Genomic DNA, 18876 nt, shown 5'->3' with positions numbered 1-18876 from the left:
CGAACAATTCGGACTTTTTTTATCCTTTTTTCAGAAATTGATTTTTCTTACTTTTTTTGAATTGTAAAGCTTTGTTTTAGCGTCTTTTAACTTTTTTTTATTAAATTTGGTATGACAAATTCAGCAAAATCAAATCCTATGGAAAAATTAAAACGCCCAGTTTACGTCAAAGCGGGTAATGATGATTTTTTTAAAAAGTTACGTACTGAAGTAAACGAAACTGTTTTGCAAAATTCATCATTGTATACGCTTAACATTATCAAGTCTATCGGACTTGTATTTCTCTTTTTTTTATTTTATGCCTGTATTTTGCTGTTCGGAAACAGTACTCCGTTATTATTTCTCTTTTATATTTTGTGCGGTTTTACCATGATCGTACTTTTTATAAATGCGTTTCATGATGCTGCGCACGGAGCGCTGTTTAAAAAGCAAAAATACAATGAGTATTTTATGTATGTTTTGGAGCTTTTTGGTAGCAATCATTGGCTTTGGTCACGCCGCCACATTAATCTTCATCACGCTTATCCAAATGTCCAAGATTGGGATATTGATATCAAACAAAGCGATATCATTAGGATTTTTCCAAGTAGTCCGCTATTTAATTATCATAAATACCAACATATTTATATGTGGTTTATTTATCCGCTTTATAGTTTGAATTGGATTTATATTCGTGATTTTAAGGATTTCTTTGGAACAAAAAATAATTATGTAAAAAAAGTTGTCGAGAAAATCCCAACGCGAGAAGTTTATAGGTTGTTTGCAGCCAAAATCATTAATATGATTTACATACTTTTTATCCCGATGTTTCTTTTGGATCAACCTTGGTATATTGTTTTTTGGGGATGGATCGCAATGCATTTATGCGGAAGTGTTCTTGGAGTTGTAGCGCTTGTATCTACTCATGTTGATGAAGATGCACATTTCCCGCAAACGGATGAAAACGGAAATCTTTCTGCAACTTGGGCTGCGCACCAAATGATTGTAACTAAGGATTTCAGTACAAATAGCAAATTGGCGAACTTTTTATATGGAGGCTTTACACATCACGTTGCACATCATTTGTTTCCTGGTGTTGCGCATACGTATTATCCTTATATCACACCAATTATTATGCGTTATGCAGAAGAATACGATCTTCCGTATACATCATATCCATTTTATCATGCGATACGCTCTCATTTCAGAATGTTGAAAGATAAAGGGATTCAAGAGAATATTCTGATGACCGGAGAAATATAATATTTAGCATTCAGTCGCAGTTTTCGGTCGGAACAAAAAATGTTCGTAAACTGAAAACTGCGACTGAAATACTAAATCATTCTTCTTTAACATTCGCATTGCTTTTCTTTGTGTTTAGATCTTTCAAAAAAGCATCTTTGATTTCGATATCGAAATTATCTTCTTTAAAAATCGTCATTTTTGATTTTGCAAATTTGTAGACATTGATCTTGTTGTTTTTTACATCAATAAAAATGTCATAAGAATAGGAATTACAGTCATGCTGTTTGCATCCCCAAGCATGTACAATGTTTTCTTGTTTTTCAAAAGGAGTCTCTGTATTCCAGTTTTTTACCATTTTATCATAATCGGTTCCTAATAAGGTTTTTAATCTTGGAGCAAGTGCGCTTTTTGTTAGGAATTGAGTTCCAATTACACTTTTATCTACTAAAGCATACAGCGAATCAGCTGGATTCAAAACTGTACTGTCTGTTTTTAATGCTTCGGTTCTTATTGAAGTGGAGTCAGTAGTGGGGACGCTTTTTATATTTTCTTTTTTACAGGATACAATTGCAAAACAACTCAATGCAACTATAAAAAAATATTCATTTTTTTTGCTCATAGTATATCTCTTTTGAATTAACTAATTGATTTGTAAAGTCTTGTTTAGCTAATTTAATGAAAAAACCTCAATTTTTTATTTAAAAAAGAAAGCGATTTCTCATTTGAAAGTTTTGAAATATTGTTTAATTTCATTTTTTTAAATCTCAAACGCTATGTCGCAATTTGTAAAAATCTTGTTTTTTGCTGGTTTTCTTTTTTGGAATATTTCTTCAAATGCCCAAAATGAAGTTTATGAAAGTCCTGCAAAACAAGAAATTCCCGATACTACTTTTGTCAATTTGAAGGATTTCAATAAAGATTTTGTGTATGATATGAAATACGCGACAGAAGATAATTTTCTAAAAGCAAAAGTTTATGATTGTGCCGAATGTGTTTTGAGAATAAAAACGGTCAAAGCGCTAATTGCAGCAAATAATGATTTTAAAAAGAAAGGCTTCAAAATCAAACTTTATGATTGTTACAGGCCATTATCGATCCAAAAAAGAATGTGGGCCATTGTTTCGAACCCAAAATATGTGGCTGACCCAAAAAAAGGCTCCATCCACAATAGAGGAGGAGCCGTTGATATTTCACTAGTTGATGCCAATGGAAAAGAAGTTGATATGGGAACTCCTTTTGATTTTTTCGGAATCGAAGCCAGCCATAATTACACTGAACTTTCAAAAGAAGTGAAAGCAAATAGAAAGTTTTTGAAAAAAATAATGATCAAAAACGGTTTCAATTCATTTGATTCAGAATGGTGGCATTATAATCTAAAAACAGGTTTGAATGATAAAGTATCAGATCAAAACTGGAAATGCGAGTAATTATTCAACGCATCGAATGTTCTGAATAAAATAAGTATCAGGATTGTACACTTTTTGATTCATTTCAGATGTTATTTCACTTTTTACGATATAATCTTCGGTATCAGTCAAATATTTGATTCGCATCATTGTTACTGGCGATTTTTTAAGCTCTTCGTAATTGTCTTTCACAAACATGAAAATTCCGGTATTCACACGATTGTCAAAACCACTATCGTGAATTAAAGTACCGCAGTTTTCTTGATTAATGTGCATTAATGTAACTACTTTTCCATTTTGAAGTTGTAAAAAAACACGTGAATTTTTATCAAAACAATTTGCTTTTATAAAGTCTTTGCTTTTTTGAATTAGTTGCAAGTTAAGTGTCGGAAGCCCATCAGTTTGCGCCAATGAAAAGAAAACATAACTAGAGCTTCCTCCAAAGTTTTTTTCACTGATCAAGTATTCGTTTGTTACTTTGTAAGACCCAATGGAGTCATTTACATTTACACTGTATTCACATGGTTTTTGGGCAAATGCAGTAAAGGTTAATAAAAAAAGAGTTAGTGTAATTAGGTGTTTCATTGTTTAGATTATTTTGGTGCAAATTAAAACTATTTTGTTATCTTTTACATCAGTTGTAAAAAAACAATACAAATTGCCTCCATTTTTTATTTTCCATTTTTTTCGGATGTTTTCTACTGTATCAGGAAAATTTCGAGTAGTGATGTTTGCCTGCTGATTTGAAAGTTCCGTTTTCATCTCATTTTTGCTGTACGGAATCACTTTTTCGATCTTGAAAGTTCTGCCCGGAAAATCAATCAAATCTTCTGAAGTATACAAATGAGAATGTTTATGAAGTTTGTCTATTTTGAAGAAAGAACTCACTTCGTCAAATCCGCCAGATTTCATAATCGCCGAATTCGGTTCATACACATATTTTTGTGGCAATTCATAAGAAGGAAATTCCGTTTCATCACCTAAAACAAATTCAAAAATTTCTGTTTTTTCTTTTAAGATATTAGCCGTTTTAATTGTAATTGCTCCTGCATAGTTATTGTGAATTTCAAAAAGCAATTCTTTCACTTCGTTTTCAAGCGCAATGATGTGAATGTTTTTTACAAATTTCAATTCAGATAAACCTGCAGAAATATCCAAAAGTGGAGCTGTTTTTATTAAAATAGAATCACTTTTTTCGAAATAAAAATCCAAAGAATCTGGCACATTCGGCAAACAGTCTTTTAGCATAAAAACCTTGCCTTTTGCATCATTTCTTCGAGAAGGGTCAATGTAAATCCAATCCCATTTTTGGTCTGATTCTTTTAAAATATTAGCTGAATCATCGGCGTAGTAAAAACAGTTTTTGACCCCTAATTGCTGCAAATTATGTTTTACAATTTCAGATAAATCGGCATTGATTTCACAATGCGTTACAGATTCAAATTTTTGTGAGAAATAATAATCGTCAACTCCAAAACCGCCAGTCAAGTCAATTAAAGTTTTTCCTGAAATTAAAGAAGCTTTGTATGCCGCTGTTTTTTCAGAAGAAGTTTGTTCAACAGAAACCTTGCTCGGATAAATAATGTTTTCAGTTTTAAACCAAGTAGGCAGTTTGTCTTTAGCTTTTGTTTTGGCTTCAATTTGGTTTAAAATCAAAATCCAGTCTACTTCAGGAAAAGGATTCTTTTGAAGTGCCAGTTTTGAAATCGGAGCACCAACATTTTTGGATATAAAATCTTGAATGTTTTGGTGCAAAATAATTGTGTTCAAAGCTAAATTCTTTCAGTTAATACGGAGACGATTTTGTTGTCTGGAAAAAACTCTTTTAAAATCACTTTCAGCATCGTATAAACCGGAATTGCGATAATCATTCCGACAATTCCAAAAGTAATTCCACTGATTAAAGTAATCAGGAATATTTCCAGAGGATGCGAATTTACGCTTTTTGACGAAATTATAGGTTGGCTGATGTTATTATCAATGGCTTGAACCAGCAAGAAACCAATTACGACGTAAATAGTGGTGGGCAAGATTTCTGACTGAAAATCTTTTCCAATCAAGCTTATCATAGTTAAAATAGCTGCGAGAATAGTTCCAATAATTGGTCCGATGTATGGAATTACGTTTAAAATGGCACATAAAAATGCAATTACAAAAGCATTTTTATTCCCGAAGATAATCAATACGATAAGGTATAGGAAAAAGACAACTGTTAATTGCAAAAGCAAACCAATAAAATAGCGTGTCAACAAGTGATTTATTTTTGTAATTGAATTCAAGATCTTGTCTTCGTTTGTATCGGGAAGAATTCTTCGAGCTTGAATTTTAAAAGCTTCTTGATCTTTAATGAAGAAAAAAGTAATAAAGAAAACAGAAACTAATCCCATTCCCATATCGGCCATAAAACTCATAATTGAATTTATAAAGCTTGTAAAATAATTAAAATCCAACGCCGATGTGATTTTTGGATCATTCAGCATTTGGTTTAAATCAACATGCTCGATATTGAAATAGTTTTCGATACTTTTTTCTGTCTCTATGAATTGTGATTGCAAATGATTTGTATCTAATAAGGATAAATTATTGGCTTGGGAAATAATTAGAGGGACAAACAAAAGAATGAAACCAACCATTAATAATATAAAAAGAATAATTGTTGTGGTTGCCGCCAATGAATTGCTGAATTTTAATTTGCTTCTCAAAAACTGCACTAAAGGATTTGCGATCAAACAGAGAATTAATGAAATACAGAGGTAAACAATTACAGTTTGTATTTCATATAAAAAGTACAAAACGGCAGCAATTGCCAGAATAGTTGCCAAGGCTCTTAAAATTCCGTTCGAAATGATTTTTGGAGTGATCATAGTTAAGTTTTAGACCATAAATATAGGAAAAAGCTTTTAAAAATTTATGAGGCATAAAAAAAGCGAGATGTAAAAATCTCGCTTTAATTGTATATTTTGTTTGGATTATTGGGCAAAAGCTGCTCTAGGTCCGCCAGTAGCAAAAATCGCCATCATTCTGTTCTTTTGGCCTGTAGAGAACATATACATTGCGTTGTCATCAACATAATCCATATAATTCATAGTCATCTCAACTGGAGTTCCAGAACAAGTGCTATAATGTGGATATGCTGGTACACCGTAGTTTGCATCATTATGCGTTGGAGTGTCTGATACTAAATCGCTTCCGCAAGTTGCATCTCCCCAAATGTGACGTAAATTCATCCAGTGTCCAACTTCGTGAGTTGCTGTTCTTCCTAAGTTAAATGGAGCATTTGCAGCGCCAGATAAACCGAAATAACGAGAATCAATTACAACTCCATCAGTTGCAGAAGCTCCTCCAGGAAATTGCGCATAACCAAGAATTCCGCCGCCAATAGCGCAAGACCATAAGTTAAGTTTTGTAGTTGGAGATGTTGGTGCAATACCGCCTTGAGCTGTTTTTTTCATAGCGTCATTTGTTCCCCAAGATGTTTTGGTAGTTGATTTTCGGATTACTTGATCAAGTACAAATGTAATTCCGATGTTAGCTTTAACTCCTGCAAATAAAGCCGGAACGCTGTTGTAATCTGAGTTTAGGGCATTGAAATCTTTGTTTAAAACATCGATTTGAGATTGGATTTGTGCATTCGAAATGTTTTGTGCAGTTGTTTTGTATAAAACGTTTACAACAACAGGAATTTCAATTTTGCCATTTACTAAACGGCCTGAAAAACCTTTAAGCAATTGTTCGTTTGTAAAAGCTTCAATTTGATTCATTCTGATGGCCTGCATTGGGTCAGCTTTTAATTGCGCTTCCAATACGTCTTGTGAAGCACAAGAACGACGTGCTGCAGCACTTGCATCTGCATTAGCTCCTTCAGTTTGGTCATTTTGACAAGAAAACAGCATTAACGCTGCAACTGCGGTAATAAAAATCTTTTTCATAATTGTTTGGGTTTTTGTTATAAAAAATTAAATTTGGTTATTTATAACGCAATTTTATAACAAAATCATTTTGTAGCCAAATTTTTATAATGATTTATTTGTCAGAATTTTGCAACAGCCCGTACAGCTTGGTTCCTACAAAAATTTAACAAAAATTATTATGAAGTATTTTCTTTCTTTTTTGTTTTTTTAACGCATTTCGTCTTGATTATTTGCAGTTTAACGATGTTTTTTGTGTCTGCTAAATCAGTAAAATTTGTGACGTAAGTAAGAAAAAACGATTTTAAAGTGTTTTTTACAAAGAAGTAATCTCATAAAGTGCAATACTTGCAGCTTGGACAACATTCATGCTACTGTTTTTTCCAAACATATTGATGTGCACAACTTGATGAGAAAGTTTTAGAAGTTCTTCAGATATTCCGTTGATTTCGCTTCCAATTAAGAGTGCTATTTTTCTATCTTTTGGAATGCTAACTTCTTTTAGAGGTTTACTATTAGATGTGATTTCAAGTGAAATAATTTCAAAATCATTATCCAATAGAAAAGATTGAAGTTCAGTAAAATCTTCAATTATGGAATGAGCCACATGAAGATGAGTGCTTCGTGAAGTTTTATTGATTTTGCGAGGTGTCAGCGGAATGTCTTTTCCGAAAAAAATAATGTTTTCAACTCCAAAAGCTTCAGAAATTCTGAATAAAGAACCAATATTCTGTTGAAAGTAAATGTGATCGCAAACTAATGTTATCGGAAACGTTTTTCTTTCAAATTGATTGTCGTAATGAGTGAGTTGCATTTGTTGTTTGTGAAAAGTAAAAAGTAAAAAGTAAAAAGTAATTAGTGAATAGTAACTAGTCAATAGTGAAAAGACTTAATTATTTATCAACTAAATAACTAATCACTAGTTACTAACTGCTAATCACTTAATTAGTAAAAATATAATTGATAATGTTGGCGCCCATTTTTAAAGCTTTGTCGCGAACATTTGCGGGATCGTTATGAACTTCTGGATCTTCCCATCCATCGCCTAAATCACATTCGTAGGTATATAAAAGAACCAATTTGTTTTCCACAAAAATTCCAAATGCTTGTGCGCGCGTGCCATCATGTTCGTGAATTTTTGGCAATCCATTTGGGAAAGGAAATGGTTTTTGAAAAATAGGATGATTTGCCGGAATTTCAATCAAATCATTATTCGGAAATATTTTTTTTATTTCTTTTCGAATATATTGATCCATTCCGTAATTGTCGTCAATATGAAGAAAACCGCCAGATGTCAAATAATTCCTCAAATTGGTTACATCTGAATCGCTGAAAACTACATTTCCGTGTCCAGTCATATGAACAAAAGGATAGGAAAGAAGGTCAGGATTACTAGGTTCAACTGTTGAAGGTTTTGCTTTGATGCGTGTATTGATGTTCGAATTACAAAAACGAATCAAGTTTGGCAATGAAGTTGGATTGGCATACCAGTCACCGCCACCGCTGTATTTCAACAAAGCAATTTCTTGTGAAAAAGTGAAACTCGAAAAAAGTAATAATAAGTAAAAATATCTTTTCATCTATCGTTTGTTTTGTCATTTCGACGAAGGAGAAATCTCCTTATAGTTTGTCGCCAATCTTTGTCAAATCGAGTGTGATTTCTCCTTCGTCGAAATGACAAACTTTGCCTATTAGTTTATTTATTCATTAAAAAACACAACACTATGGCAAGCCACAACAGCTGCGGTTTCTGTACGTAAACGTGTATTTCCTAACGTAACGGGTTTGAAATTATTTTCGATTGCCAATGCAATTTCTTTTTCAGAAAAATCACCTTCGGGGCCAATTAATAAGGTTACGTTTTCATTTGGCGCCAAGCTTTCTTTTAATGATTTTTTATCGGTTTCTTCACAGTGCGCTATGAATTGCAAGCCTGTATTTTTTTGTTTGATGAAATCCTTAAATGAAATCGCAGGGTTTAATTTTGGCAAAAATGTTTCGTTTGATTGTTTCATTGCCGAAAGAATGATTTTTTCAAAACGCTCCGGATTTATCGCTTTTCTTTCAGATCGATCGCAAAAAATAGGCGTAATTTCTTGAATGCCAATTTCAGTTGCTTTTTCTAAAAACCACTCAAAACGATCATTCATTTTAGTTGGAGCAACAGCCAAATGCAAGCGGAATTTTGGTTCAGGCGATTTCTGAATCGAAAGAACATCCACGATACATTTATTGTCTGAAGCCAACGTAATTTCGGTTTCAAATAATAATCCGTTTCCATTTGTAACATGCAGAATATCTGAATCTTTTTTGCGTAAAACCTTTATAATATGACGGCTTTCTTCTTTATCAAAAGAAAAACTTTCGGTTGTTTCGTCAATGTCGGGATTGAAAAATAACTGCATAATTAAAACTGAATTCGCGCTTTTGAAACAACAGAAGCGTCTTCAAAACGATTTGATAAATATTTTTGATAACCCACAATTCCAATCATTGCGGCGTTGTCTGTAGTGTATTCGAATTTCGGAATAAAAGTTTTCCAGCCGTATTTGCCTTCGCTTTCTTTCAACGTAGTTCTAATTCCTGAATTTGCTGAAACTCCTCCGCCAATTGCAACCTGCGTAATTCCGGTTTCTTTTACAGCTAATTTTAGTTTATCCATTAAAATTTCAATAATGGTATGTTGGATAGAAGCACAAATGTCATTCAGGTTTTCTTCGATGAAATTTGGGTTTTCTTGTTTGTTTTTCTGAATAAAATATAAAACTGCTGTTTTCAACCCCGAGAAACTAAAATCTAATCCGGGAACTTTTGGTTTTGTAAACTGAAAAGCTTTCGGGTTTCCTTCTTTGGCATATTTATCAATCAAAGGTCCGCCTGGATAAGGAAGCCCAAGGATTTTGGCACTTTTATCGAAAGCTTCTCCAACGGCATCATCAGTAGTTTCGCCAATGATTTCCATATCAAAAAAACTGTTTACTTTAACAATTTGCGTATGTCCTCCACTGATTGTCAAAGCTAAAAACGGAAATTCAGGTTTGTCATAGCCATCTTCGTCAATAAAATGCGCCAAAATATGAGCATGCATATGATTGACCGCAATAAGCGGAATATTTAAAGCTAATGATAATGATTTACTGAAAGAACCGCCCACCAACAGTGATCCCATCAAGCCTGGACCTTGCGTAAAAGCAATGGCGCTTAGCTGTTCTTTTTGTATATTTGCTTTGCGAAGTGCTGCGTCAATTACCGGAACAATGTTCTGCTGATGCGCTCTTGAAGCCAATTCTGGAACTACACCGCCATATTGATTGTGAATTAACTGATTGGCAACAACATTTGAAAGTACTTTGTCGTTATGTAGAACGGCAGCCGCAGTATCATCGCAGGAACTTTCAATGGCAAGAATAAAAACCTCTGAATTTTGCATATAAAGGCACAAATTTTGAATTATATTTGACAAATCAAATTTTTGATTTCTTTGATCGTAAAAGGAGAAGCCAAAATTAAAGAATTTTTATCAAAAACTGCCGTACTTTGTCTGTGCAAAACAAATTTAAAAGAAAACTAAAATTAAAGCAGCTATCAAAAAAGTAAAGAAAATAGTATCCAGAACCCTAATTGGGTTGATCTTACTTTTGTTAGCGCTTGCTATCATACTGTCTTTGCCTGTCGTACAAACAAAAATTGCCAGATATGCCACAGAATCTTTGAGAGAAGATTTTAATGCGAATATTACAGTGGGCAGAGTGGCAATTAATATTTTTGGAGGTGTAAAACTTAAAGATGTCTTGATTTTAGATCATCATAAAAAAGTAATGATTGCTTCTGATATTATTACGACCGATATTTTGAGTTTTAAACGATTGATGGATGGCGATTTGATTTTTGGTGATCTTCGATTGACAGGTTTGATTTTTAATTTGAAAACCTACAAAAATGAAGACGAAAACAATATTAATAAATTCGTCAAGCTATTTGAAACCGGAAAACCTTCAAAATCAAAGAAACATTTTCTGCTTACGGCCAGAAATGCCTATATCTCAAAAGGATTTTTCTCTGTTGTCGATGAAAACAAAAGAATCCCAAAATTTCTTGAGTTTACTAAACTAAACGCGTACATAAGCGAGTTTAAATTATACGGCCCTGATGTAAATACAAATATCCATAGGTTTTCATTTCAAGATCACCGCGGTTTGTATGTTTCTAATTTTGCAGGGAAATTCAGTTATACCAAAAAGCAAATCAAAGTTGAAAATCTTGCGATAAAAACAAAGAGATCAACGCTTTATGGGCAGGCAATTTTAAGATATAAAGTAGAGGATTTTCTGCATTTTACAGATAAAGTAAAGTTTGATGTGGCTATTGATTCTGCTTCTATTGCTTCAAATGATATTCGTTATTTTTATGACGGATTGGGTAAAAATCAGCGTTTTAGAATCCGAACAAAACTAAATGGACCGCTAAATAATTTGAATCTGCATAAATTGAGATTGAGTGATACTAACGGTTCGAGAATTGTTGGAAATATCAATTTCAAAAACCTTTTAGGAGACAAAATGCAGAAATTTTCAATGGAAGGAAAATTCGATAAATTGACTTCTAGTTATGATAATCTGGTGGTCTTGTTGCCAAATGTGCTTGGAAAAAGACTTCCGAAAGAACTTCAAAGAATTGGGAAGTTTAATATTGTGGGTAAAACAAAAGTTTCGACAACTGATTTGGAAGCCAAATTTAAAGTGGCGACAGATTTAGGAAATGGAGAAGCTGATTTGCATTTGAATAATATGGATTTCATTGATAAGGCATCTTATTCGGGCAATATTATTTTGGACAACTTTAATGTTGGAGCATTGCTAGGCCGAAAAGATATCGGTATGACAACTTTAGATGTTGATGTTGACGGAGTTGGTTTTACTGAAAAATATTTGAATACCATTATAAAAGGAGATATTGTAAAACTGGATTACAATAAATACACCTATAATAATATAACCATTAATGGAAATTTCAAGCTTCCTTACTATAAAGGAGAAGTTTCGGTAAACGATCCAAACTTAAGTTTGACTTTTGATGGTTTGGTTGATTTGAGTAAACGCGAAAATAGATATGACTTTCATATTAATGTAGAAAACGCCGATTTGCGCAAATTGAAATATGTGTCAGATTCTATTTCTACTTTCACAGGAGATGCTGTTGTTCAGGTTTCAGGAAATTCAATTGAAAATCTTCAAGGAAATATTTTCATTAAGGATGCAGTGTATAAGAATCCAAAAAATACATATGCCTTTGATGATGTAACTGTCAATTCTAGTTTTGATGCTGAAGGACTTAGAACCATAATGGTTAATTCGTCGGATGTTGTCAACGGAAAAATTGTGGGTAAATTCCGTTTTGATCAGCTGGATAAATTGGTGATGAATTCAGTTGGAAGTTTGTATACCAATTACAAACCTTATAAAGTTAGAAAAGGACAGTTTTTGCGTTTTAATTTCCATGTGTATGATAAAGTAGTCGAAATGCTTTATCCGGAAATTAATATTGATTCGTCAACAGTGGTGCGCGGTAAAATTGATGCCGATTTGCAGGAGTTCAAATTCAGATTCAAATCACAAAAGATTACTGCGGATAAAAACACATTTGATAATATTCGTATCAATATTGATAATAAAAACGCACTTTATAATGCTTATGTTGAATTAGATAGTATAAAGACACCTTATTATAAAATACGTGATTTTAATTTAATTAATGTTACAGCAAAAGATACGTTGTATGTGCGTTCAGAATTTAAAGGTGGTGACAAAGGCGAAGATTATTTCAATCTGGATTTGTTTCATACCATCGATAAAAACAAAAATAACATTGTAGGGATCAAGAAATCTGAAATGAAGTTCAAAGACTATATATGGTATTTGAATGAAAAGTCAGAGAAAGACAATCAGATCATTATAGACCAGCATTTTAAAAACTTTAATTTTGACAATATCGTTCTATCGCATGAAAGTCAAAAAATTGATTTGAATGGGGTTATTAAAGGAACAGATTATAAAGATCTTGTCCTCAATTTTGAAGATGTCGACATCAATAAAATCACACCTTATAATTCCAAATTTGTTTTTAATGGAAATTTGAACGGGAATGTGAATTATAAGCAAAATAAAAATGTTTATCAACCTACGGCTTCTATTAAGATTGATCATCTTAATATGAATAAAACCGAATTGGGAACATTGAATTTTGATATTTCAGGAGATGAGACTTTTAGAAAGTTTACTATAAACTCATCAATTCAAAATGGGTTTACTGAATCATTTAAGGCAAACGGAACTTTTGCAATTGAAAACAAAGAAACATTTTTGGATATTAATTTGAAAATGGAAGGGTTTAATTTAGCTACTTTGGGACCTGTTGGTGGTGAAGTAATTTCAAATGTTCGTGGTTCCGTTTCAGGAAATGCATCTGTTGTTGGAAATTTGAAAAAACCAGAAATCAACGGAAGGCTTTATGTCGAAAAAGCAGGAATGACAATTCCGTATTTGAATACAGATTATGAATTAAGTGATCGAACAGTAATTGATTTGACGGATGAAAAATTCTTGTTTAGAAATAATCAGTTAACGGATACCAAATACAAAACAAAAGGTTTGCTGAATGGAACAATTGAGCATCATAATTTTGGTGACTGGAAATTGGATCTAACGGTAACTTCAAAAAGATTATTGGCACTTGACACCAAAGACAGTGAAGATGCAGCCTATTTTGGAACTGCATTTATAAACGGAACAGCAAGCATCAAAGGCCCGACAGAAGGATTGTTTATTAAAGTTGACGCGAAATCTGAAAAAGGAACAGAAATCAAAATTCCAATAAGCAACGCACAAAGTGTTGGGGAAAGCAGCTGGATACATTTTGTGACGCCCAAAGAAAAATACAATTTGGCTAATGGTATTGTTGAAAAAACAAAAAATTATAACGGCCTTGAATTGGAGTTTGATTTTGATATTACACCAGATGCTGAAGTTGAAGTAATCTTAGACCGAAATTCCGGTCATGGAATGAAAGGAAAAGGGTATGGATCTTTATTGTTTAAAATCAATACGCTGGGTAAATTTAATATGTGGGGGGATTTCCAGGCATATGAAGGAACATATAACTTTAAATACGGTGGTTTAATTGATAAAAAATTCGCGGTTAAAAAAGGAGGTTCTATTATTTGGGAAGGAAACCCAATGAAAGCTCAGCTTAATTTGGAAGCCGTTTATAGAACGTCAGCAAATCCTGCTGTATTATTAGAGAATTCATCTTTTAATAAAAAGGTTCCTGTAGAGGTTGTTATCGGTTTGAGAGGAGATTTGACAAGCCCGGATCCTAATTTTGATATTCAGTTTCCGTCGGTGAGCAGTGTTTTAAAATCGGAAATTCAATATAAGCTCGATGACAAAGATGTACGTCAAACACAAGCTTTGTATTTGCTTTCAACAGGATCGTTCATGAGTCCAGACGGATTCAATCAAAGCGATTTGTCTGGAACATTTGCTGAAACTGCTGCAAGTTTGTTAGGAGGTATTATTAAGTCGGATAATGATAAAGTAAATATTGATTTGAATTTCATTTCTGCAGATAAACGAATCGGGCAGGAGGCAGATGGACAATTTGTAGCCAATATTTCATCGCAGATTAATGAAAAAATTTCGATCAATGGAAAAGTCGGAGTGCCAGTTGGAGGAGTAAATGAATCGGCTATTGTTGGTGATATTGAAATTTTATACCGAGTTAATGAAGACGGCTCGATGAATCTTAGATTATTCAATAAAGAAAACGACATTAATTATATAGGACAAGGAATTGGTTATACGCAAGGTGTGGGTATTTCGTATGAAGTTGATTTTGATACGTTCAGCGAATTGGTAAATAAATTATTTAAGAGCCATAAATTGGAGCGTACCATTAAAAAAGGTTCGTCTGATGATGTACAGGATTCGTATTTAAATCCAGATTACATCAATTTTACAAATAAAAAGGATGCGGAAAAGAATAAAAAGAAACCTGAGAAAAAGGAAGAAGAAAAGAAACCACCACCTCCAGTAAACAACAATCAAGGATTGATTCCTGATAACGACGATTTTTAACACATTGTTAAATAAAATCAAATTATAAACCATTATTCGCGTAATGGTTTTTTTTATGCTTAAATTTAGCGGTCCAAAAACTTTTTAAAACAAAGCGCACTTTTGCAATTTTGTAACACTTCATTAATGTATTGTTAATTTTAAGGATTTAATTAAAATAAGTGCCTTTTATTATTTTAAATGAATTTTTTGCTACCAAAAAACTTATTAACGAAAACGTTTGAATTTAACATATTTTATTAATTTATGATAAACATAGCCTGAAAAGTGCCGAATGTTTGCTAATTTTACAACTTAATACTTAAATAATGCCAAAAACAATAAAAAAAGTTGGTGTTCTTACCTCAGGAGGAGACTCGCCAGGAATGAATGCTGCAATACGATCAGTTGTTCGAACATGCGCTTATCATAATATAGAATGCATAGGAATTTATAGAGGGTATCAAGGAATGATCGAAGGTGATTTTAAAGAAATGGGCCCTCGAAGCGTAAACAATATTGTAAATAAAGGAGGAACGATCTTGAAATCGGCTCGTTCTGTTGACTTTAGAACACCGGAAGGTAGAAAAAAAGCTCACGAAAACCTTTTGAAAGCTGGAGTTGATGCTCTAGTGGTGATTGGTGGTGACGGAAGTTTTACCGGAGGTTTGATTTTTAATTCAGAGTACGATTTTCCAGTAATTGGAATTCCAGGTACAATTGATAATGATATTTATGGAACAAGCCACACTTTAGGCTATGATACAGCTTTAAATACAGTTGTAGATTCTATAGATAAAATCAGAGATACAGCAAGTTCACATAACCGTCTGTTTTTTGTAGAGGTTATGGGTAGAGATGCTGGGCATATTGCTCTTAATGCTGGTATTGGAGCAGGTGCTGAGGAAATCCTTATTCCTGAAGAAGATTTAGGTCTAGACAGATTGCTAGATTCACTTCAAAAAAGTAAAGCTTCAGGAAAATCATCAAGTATAGTTGTTATTGCAGAAGGCGATAAAATTGGTAAAAATGTATTCGAATTAAAAGATTACGTTGAAGCTAATTTGCCTGAGTATGACGTAAGAGTTTCTGTTTTAGGACACATGCAACGTGGTGGTTCTCCATCTTGTTTTGACCGTGTTTTGGCGAGCCGTTTAGGTGTAAAAGCTGTAGAATCTTTATTAGAAGGGAAATCAAACTATATGGTTGGTCTTAAAGAGGATAAAGTGGTTTTAACGCCGCTTGAACAGGCAATTAAAGGAAAATCAGAAATTGATAGAGAATTATTAAGAGTGTCTGACATTATGTCGACCTAATAAATAAAAGTTTAAAAAGGAAAGAAAGTTTATTGTGAGGAAATTAGACTTTTAAATTAGTGTAATAAAAACAAAAGCAAAAAATTTAGTAAAATGTCAAAAGTAAAATTAGGAATAAACGGATTTGGACGTATCGGAAGAATCGTTTTTAGAGAGTCTTTCAATAGAGATAATGTAGAGGTTGTAGCAATCAATGATTTATTAGACGTAGATCACTTAGCTTACTTATTGAAATATGATTCAGTTCACGGTCGTTTTAACGGAACTGTTGAAGTTAAAGAAGGAAAATTATATGTAAACGGAAGAAACATCCGTATCACTGCTGAGAGAAATCCAGCTGACTTAAAATGGAACGAAGTTGATGTTGATGTAGTTGCTGAATGTACTGGTATCTTCACAACTATCGAAACTGCAAGCGAACACTTAAAAGGAGGAGCTAAAAAAGTTATCATTTCTGCTCCATCTGCTGATGCTCCAATGTTTGTAATGGGAGTAAACCACGAAACTGCAAAAGCTTCTGACTTAGTTGTTTCTAACGCTTCTTGTACTACAAACTGTTTAGCTCCATTAGCTAAAGTTATCAATGATAATTTTGGAATCGTTGAAGGTTTAATGACTACTGTTCACGCAACAACTTCAACTCAAATGACTGCTGACGGACCTTCTAGAAAAGACTGGAGAGGTGGACGTGCTGCTGCAATCAATATCATTCCTTCTTCAACAGGTGCTGCAAAAGCAGTTGGTAAAGTTATTCCATCATTAAATGGAAAATTAACTGGTATGGCTTTCCGTGTTCCTACTGCTGACGTTTCTACAGTAGATTTAACTGTAAAGCTAGCTAAAGAAACTTCATACGAAGAAATTATGGCAGTTTTGAAAAAAGCTTCTGAAAACGAATTAAAAGGTATCTTAGGATATACTGAAGATGCTGTTGTTTCTCAAGATTTCATTTCTGACAAAAGAACATCTATCGTTGATGCTACTGCAGGAATTGGTTTGAACTCAACGTTCTTCAAATTAGTATCTTGGTACGATAATGAGTACGGATACTCTAGCAAATTGATCGATTTATCTGTGCATATCGCAGGTTTAAAATAATATTATATATTTGTGCAAAATCCCGTTATCTCAAAGTAACGGGATTTTCTTATTTTGTTACGTCTTTAATTAATGTAAAAAATACACTTTTTATTTAAATGAAGAAAAACTAACTCAAAAACAAAAAAAATAAAATGAAATTAATAGTTGATAGTGGATCTACTAAAGCAGACTGGATTGCAATAGATGATAATGGAAAAGTATTATTCACGACACAAACTTTAGGGTTAAACCCTGAAATTCTTGATGGTCCTGAAATCATCGAAAGATTAAATGACCGTTTTGATATTTTACAAAATAAAAAGAATGCTTCTCATTTGTTCTTTTACGGAGCAGGATGTGGAACAGACAGAATGAAAGAATATTTAAAACAAGTCTTTCAGGAATATTTTTCTAACGCAATTGTAGACGTTCAGGAAGATACTTATGCAGCTGTTTATGCAACGACTCCTAAAGGTGAAGAAGCTATTGTTTCGATTCTTGGAACTGGTTCTAACTGCAGCTATTTTGATGGAAAAGTATTGCATCAAAAAGTTCAGTCATTAGGTTATATCGTAATGGATGATTGTAGTGGAAATGTTTTCGGGAAAGAATTGATCAGAAAATATTATTTTAATAAAATGCCTAAAGAATTGGCTGTTGAACTTGAAAAAGAGTACGACGTTGATCCTGATTTTATTAAAAACAAATTGTATAAAGAACCAAATCCAAACGCGTATTTAGCAACTTATGCAAAGTTTTTAATCAAACATAAAGACACTGAATTCTGCAGAAAAATTATTTTCAAAGGAATGAAGTCTTTCGTTAAAAACTACATCAAACAGTTTGATAACTGTAAAGAAGTTCCTGTGCATTTTGTTGGTTCTATTGCGTTTTATTTGAAAGATGAATTGCAAGAAACTTTCGATAAATACGAACTTAAATTAGGAAATGTATTAAGAAGACCAATTGATGGTTTAATTGCTTATCATGTTGCTAATCAATAGTTCTGGATTTATGGAAATTGCAATTATTGCTCACGACGGTAAAAAAGCTGATTTAATTGATTTTTTGATTAAAAATGAAGCTGTTTTGCACAATGAAAAAATAAGGCTGATTGGTACCGGAACTACGGGAGGAAAAGCTGAAGCTGCTGGATTTAAGACACAGAGAATGCTTTCTGGTCCTCTTGGTGGTGATGCGCAAATTGCAGGTAGAGTAGCGGAAGGAATTACGCAAATGGTTTTCTTTTTTAAAGATCCTTTGTCAAGTCATCCGCATGAAGCCGATATCAATATGCTGATTCGTGTTTGCGATGTGCATAATGTGCCGCTGGCAACAAATGAAGCAACGGCACAATTATTATTAGATGCTATTGCACTGCAATTATAGAAATCTCAACATTTACATTTTTTGGCAAACATGCCACTTGAACCGTTTCACGTGCTGGAGCGGTTTTTTCGTTAAAATAAGATCCGTAAACTGTATTAATTGCACCAAAGTTATTCATATCCATAATGAAGATCGTTGATTTGACAACGTTTTCAAATGTCATGCCTGCAGCTTCTAGAATTGCTGCAATATTCTCCATTACTTGTTTTGTTTCGTCATTGATGTTGTCAGTTACAAGTTCTCCTGAAGCTGGATTGATCGCAATTTGTCCAGAAGCATAAAGGGTGTTTCCTGATAAAACGGCTTGGTTATACGGCCCGATTGGAGCCGGAGCTTTTTCGGTAAAGATGATTTTTTTCATGATCAATTATTTTATTAAAAGTATAAGTTTGATTTTTTTGCTATAAGCTATAAGTCATAAACTTTTCACATAATTTGAAAG

At 33.1% G+C, this 18876-nt stretch carries 17 protein-coding genes; 7 read left to right on the top strand and 10 right to left on the bottom strand.

Going from position 1 to position 18876, the window contains the following annotated elements; translation table 11 throughout:
- Positions 1-138 precede the first annotated feature (138 nt).
- Positions 139-1242, top strand: coding sequence for a fatty acid desaturase family protein (locus AAYQ19_RS06510; RefSeq protein ID WP_343535137.1), 1104 nt, complete (start codon positions 139-141; stop codon positions 1240-1242).
- A 76-nt stretch (positions 1243-1318) separates the two neighbouring features.
- On the opposite strand, the gene AAYQ19_RS06505 is transcribed toward AAYQ19_RS06510, so the two are convergent.
- Positions 1319-1843 carry an Ivy family c-type lysozyme inhibitor gene (locus tag AAYQ19_RS06505; protein ID WP_343535135.1) on the bottom strand — a complete coding sequence of 175 codons (525 nt, stop codon included), beginning with the start codon at positions 1841-1843 and terminating at the stop codon, positions 1319-1321.
- A gap of 154 nt (positions 1844-1997) precedes the next feature.
- Here AAYQ19_RS06505 and AAYQ19_RS06500 point away from each other — a divergent pair, with 154 nt between their 5' ends.
- Positions 1998-2651, top strand: a complete 654-nt coding sequence (locus AAYQ19_RS06500; protein ID WP_343535133.1) for a M15 family metallopeptidase — start codon at positions 1998-2000, stop codon at positions 2649-2651.
- Here the strand turns inward: AAYQ19_RS06500 and AAYQ19_RS06495 are convergent, their stop codons facing one another.
- The 8 genes from AAYQ19_RS06495 to tsaD form a co-directional block, all read right to left on the bottom strand.
- Positions 2652-3215: a hypothetical protein gene (locus tag AAYQ19_RS06495; RefSeq protein ID WP_343535131.1), complete on the bottom strand. Its 564-nt coding sequence runs from the start codon at positions 3213-3215 to the stop codon at positions 2652-2654.
- Between the two features lie 3 nt (positions 3216-3218).
- On the bottom strand, positions 3219-4400 hold the full coding sequence (locus AAYQ19_RS06490) for a class I SAM-dependent methyltransferase (protein WP_343535129.1): 1182 nt from the start codon (positions 4398-4400) through the stop codon (positions 3219-3221).
- 2 nt (positions 4401-4402) lie between these two features.
- Positions 4403-5494, bottom strand: a complete 1092-nt coding sequence (locus tag AAYQ19_RS06485) for an AI-2E family transporter (protein WP_343535126.1) — start codon at positions 5492-5494, stop codon at positions 4403-4405.
- 105 nt (positions 5495-5599) lie between these two features.
- Positions 5600-6559 carry a zinc metalloprotease gene (locus AAYQ19_RS06480; RefSeq protein WP_343535124.1) on the bottom strand — a complete coding sequence of 320 codons (960 nt, stop codon included), beginning with the start codon at positions 6557-6559 and terminating at the stop codon, positions 5600-5602.
- Positions 6560-6854: 295 nt separating this feature from the next.
- A complete protein-coding gene (locus AAYQ19_RS06475) occupies positions 6855-7352 on the bottom strand; it encodes a TrmH family RNA methyltransferase (RefSeq protein ID WP_343535122.1) in 498 nt (165 codons plus the stop codon).
- Positions 7353-7479: 127 nt separating this feature from the next.
- The gene (locus AAYQ19_RS06470; protein ID WP_343535120.1) at positions 7480-8118 is read right to left on the bottom strand and encodes a DUF4159 domain-containing protein; all 639 of its coding nucleotides are present in this window, start codon (positions 8116-8118) and stop codon (positions 7480-7482) included.
- Positions 8119-8238: 120 nt separating this feature from the next.
- Positions 8239-8943, bottom strand: coding sequence for a 16S rRNA (uracil(1498)-N(3))-methyltransferase (locus AAYQ19_RS06465; RefSeq protein ID WP_343535118.1), 705 nt, complete (start codon positions 8941-8943; stop codon positions 8239-8241).
- 2 nt (positions 8944-8945) lie between these two features.
- Positions 8946-9968, bottom strand: a complete 1023-nt coding sequence (gene tsaD, locus AAYQ19_RS06460; RefSeq protein WP_343535116.1) for a tRNA (adenosine(37)-N6)-threonylcarbamoyltransferase complex transferase subunit TsaD — start codon at positions 9966-9968, stop codon at positions 8946-8948.
- A gap of 196 nt (positions 9969-10164) precedes the next feature.
- Here tsaD and AAYQ19_RS06455 point away from each other — a divergent pair, with 196 nt between their 5' ends.
- The 5 genes from AAYQ19_RS06455 to AAYQ19_RS06435 all read left to right on the top strand — a co-directional run bounded on the left by AAYQ19_RS06455 (position 10165) and on the right by AAYQ19_RS06435 (position 18434).
- The gene (locus AAYQ19_RS06455; RefSeq protein ID WP_343535115.1) at positions 10165-14670 is read left to right on the top strand and encodes a translocation/assembly module TamB domain-containing protein; all 4506 of its coding nucleotides are present in this window, start codon (positions 10165-10167) and stop codon (positions 14668-14670) included.
- Positions 14671-14978: 308 nt separating this feature from the next.
- Positions 14979-15965 (top strand): 6-phosphofructokinase, encoded by a 987-nt coding sequence (gene pfkA / locus AAYQ19_RS06450; RefSeq protein ID WP_026730157.1) that lies wholly within the window; start codon positions 14979-14981, stop codon positions 15963-15965.
- A gap of 93 nt (positions 15966-16058) precedes the next feature.
- On the top strand, positions 16059-17063 hold the full coding sequence (gap, locus tag AAYQ19_RS06445; protein WP_026730156.1) for a type I glyceraldehyde-3-phosphate dehydrogenase: 1005 nt from the start codon (positions 16059-16061) through the stop codon (positions 17061-17063).
- Positions 17064-17197: 134 nt separating this feature from the next.
- Entirely contained in the window at positions 17198-18049 is an 852-nt protein-coding gene (locus AAYQ19_RS06440) for an N-acetylglucosamine kinase (RefSeq protein WP_343535109.1), read from the top strand.
- Between the two features lie 10 nt (positions 18050-18059).
- On the top strand, positions 18060-18434 hold the full coding sequence (locus tag AAYQ19_RS06435; protein WP_053470300.1) for a methylglyoxal synthase: 375 nt from the start codon (positions 18060-18062) through the stop codon (positions 18432-18434).
- On the opposite strand, the gene AAYQ19_RS06430 is transcribed toward AAYQ19_RS06435, so the two are convergent.
- Positions 18415-18795 (bottom strand): RidA family protein, encoded by a 381-nt coding sequence (locus AAYQ19_RS06430; protein ID WP_132988074.1) that lies wholly within the window; start codon positions 18793-18795, stop codon positions 18415-18417. The two genes, AAYQ19_RS06435 and AAYQ19_RS06430, sit on opposite strands and share 20 nt — an antisense overlap.
- Between the last annotated feature and the right edge of the window lie 81 nt (positions 18796-18876).

The organism is Flavobacterium mesophilum (genome assembly GCF_039581405.1).
Lineage (GTDB): Bacteria > Bacteroidota > Bacteroidia > Flavobacteriales > Flavobacteriaceae > Flavobacterium.
This window is presented reverse-complemented; position numbering and strand designations above follow the sequence as displayed.

Excerpts from the sequence above, each read along its gene's own strand:
- AAYQ19_RS06510 (WP_343535137.1), top strand. The coding sequence starts at position 139 with ATGGAAAAATTAAAACGCCCAGTTTACGTCAAAGCGGGTAATGATGAT.
- AAYQ19_RS06505 (WP_343535135.1), bottom strand. The coding sequence starts at position 1,843 with ATGAGCAAAAAAAATGAATATTTTTTTATAGTTGCATTGAGTTGTTTT.
- AAYQ19_RS06500 (WP_343535133.1), top strand. The coding sequence starts at position 1,998 with ATGTCGCAATTTGTAAAAATCTTGTTTTTTGCTGGTTTTCTTTTTTGG.
- AAYQ19_RS06495 (WP_343535131.1), bottom strand. The coding sequence starts at position 3,215 with ATGAAACACCTAATTACACTAACTCTTTTTTTATTAACCTTTACTGCA.
- AAYQ19_RS06485 (WP_343535126.1), bottom strand. The coding sequence starts at position 5,494 with ATGATCACTCCAAAAATCATTTCGAACGGAATTTTAAGAGCCTTGGCA.
- AAYQ19_RS06480 (WP_343535124.1), bottom strand. The coding sequence starts at position 6,559 with ATGAAAAAGATTTTTATTACCGCAGTTGCAGCGTTAATGCTGTTTTCT.
- AAYQ19_RS06475 (WP_343535122.1), bottom strand. The coding sequence starts at position 7,352 with ATGCAACTCACTCATTACGACAATCAATTTGAAAGAAAAACGTTTCCG.
- AAYQ19_RS06470 (WP_343535120.1), bottom strand. The coding sequence starts at position 8,118 with ATGAAAAGATATTTTTACTTATTATTACTTTTTTCGAGTTTCACTTTT.
- AAYQ19_RS06465 (WP_343535118.1), bottom strand. The coding sequence starts at position 8,943 with ATGCAGTTATTTTTCAATCCCGACATTGACGAAACAACCGAAAGTTTT.
- tsaD (WP_343535116.1), bottom strand. The coding sequence starts at position 9,968 with ATGCAAAATTCAGAGGTTTTTATTCTTGCCATTGAAAGTTCCTGCGAT.
- pfkA (WP_026730157.1), top strand. The coding sequence starts at position 14,979 with ATGCCAAAAACAATAAAAAAAGTTGGTGTTCTTACCTCAGGAGGAGAC.
- gap (WP_026730156.1), top strand. The coding sequence starts at position 16,059 with ATGTCAAAAGTAAAATTAGGAATAAACGGATTTGGACGTATCGGAAGA.
- AAYQ19_RS06440 (WP_343535109.1), top strand. The coding sequence starts at position 17,198 with ATGAAATTAATAGTTGATAGTGGATCTACTAAAGCAGACTGGATTGCA.
- AAYQ19_RS06435 (WP_053470300.1), top strand. The coding sequence starts at position 18,060 with ATGGAAATTGCAATTATTGCTCACGACGGTAAAAAAGCTGATTTAATT.
- AAYQ19_RS06430 (WP_132988074.1), bottom strand. The coding sequence starts at position 18,795 with ATGAAAAAAATCATCTTTACCGAAAAAGCTCCGGCTCCAATCGGGCCG.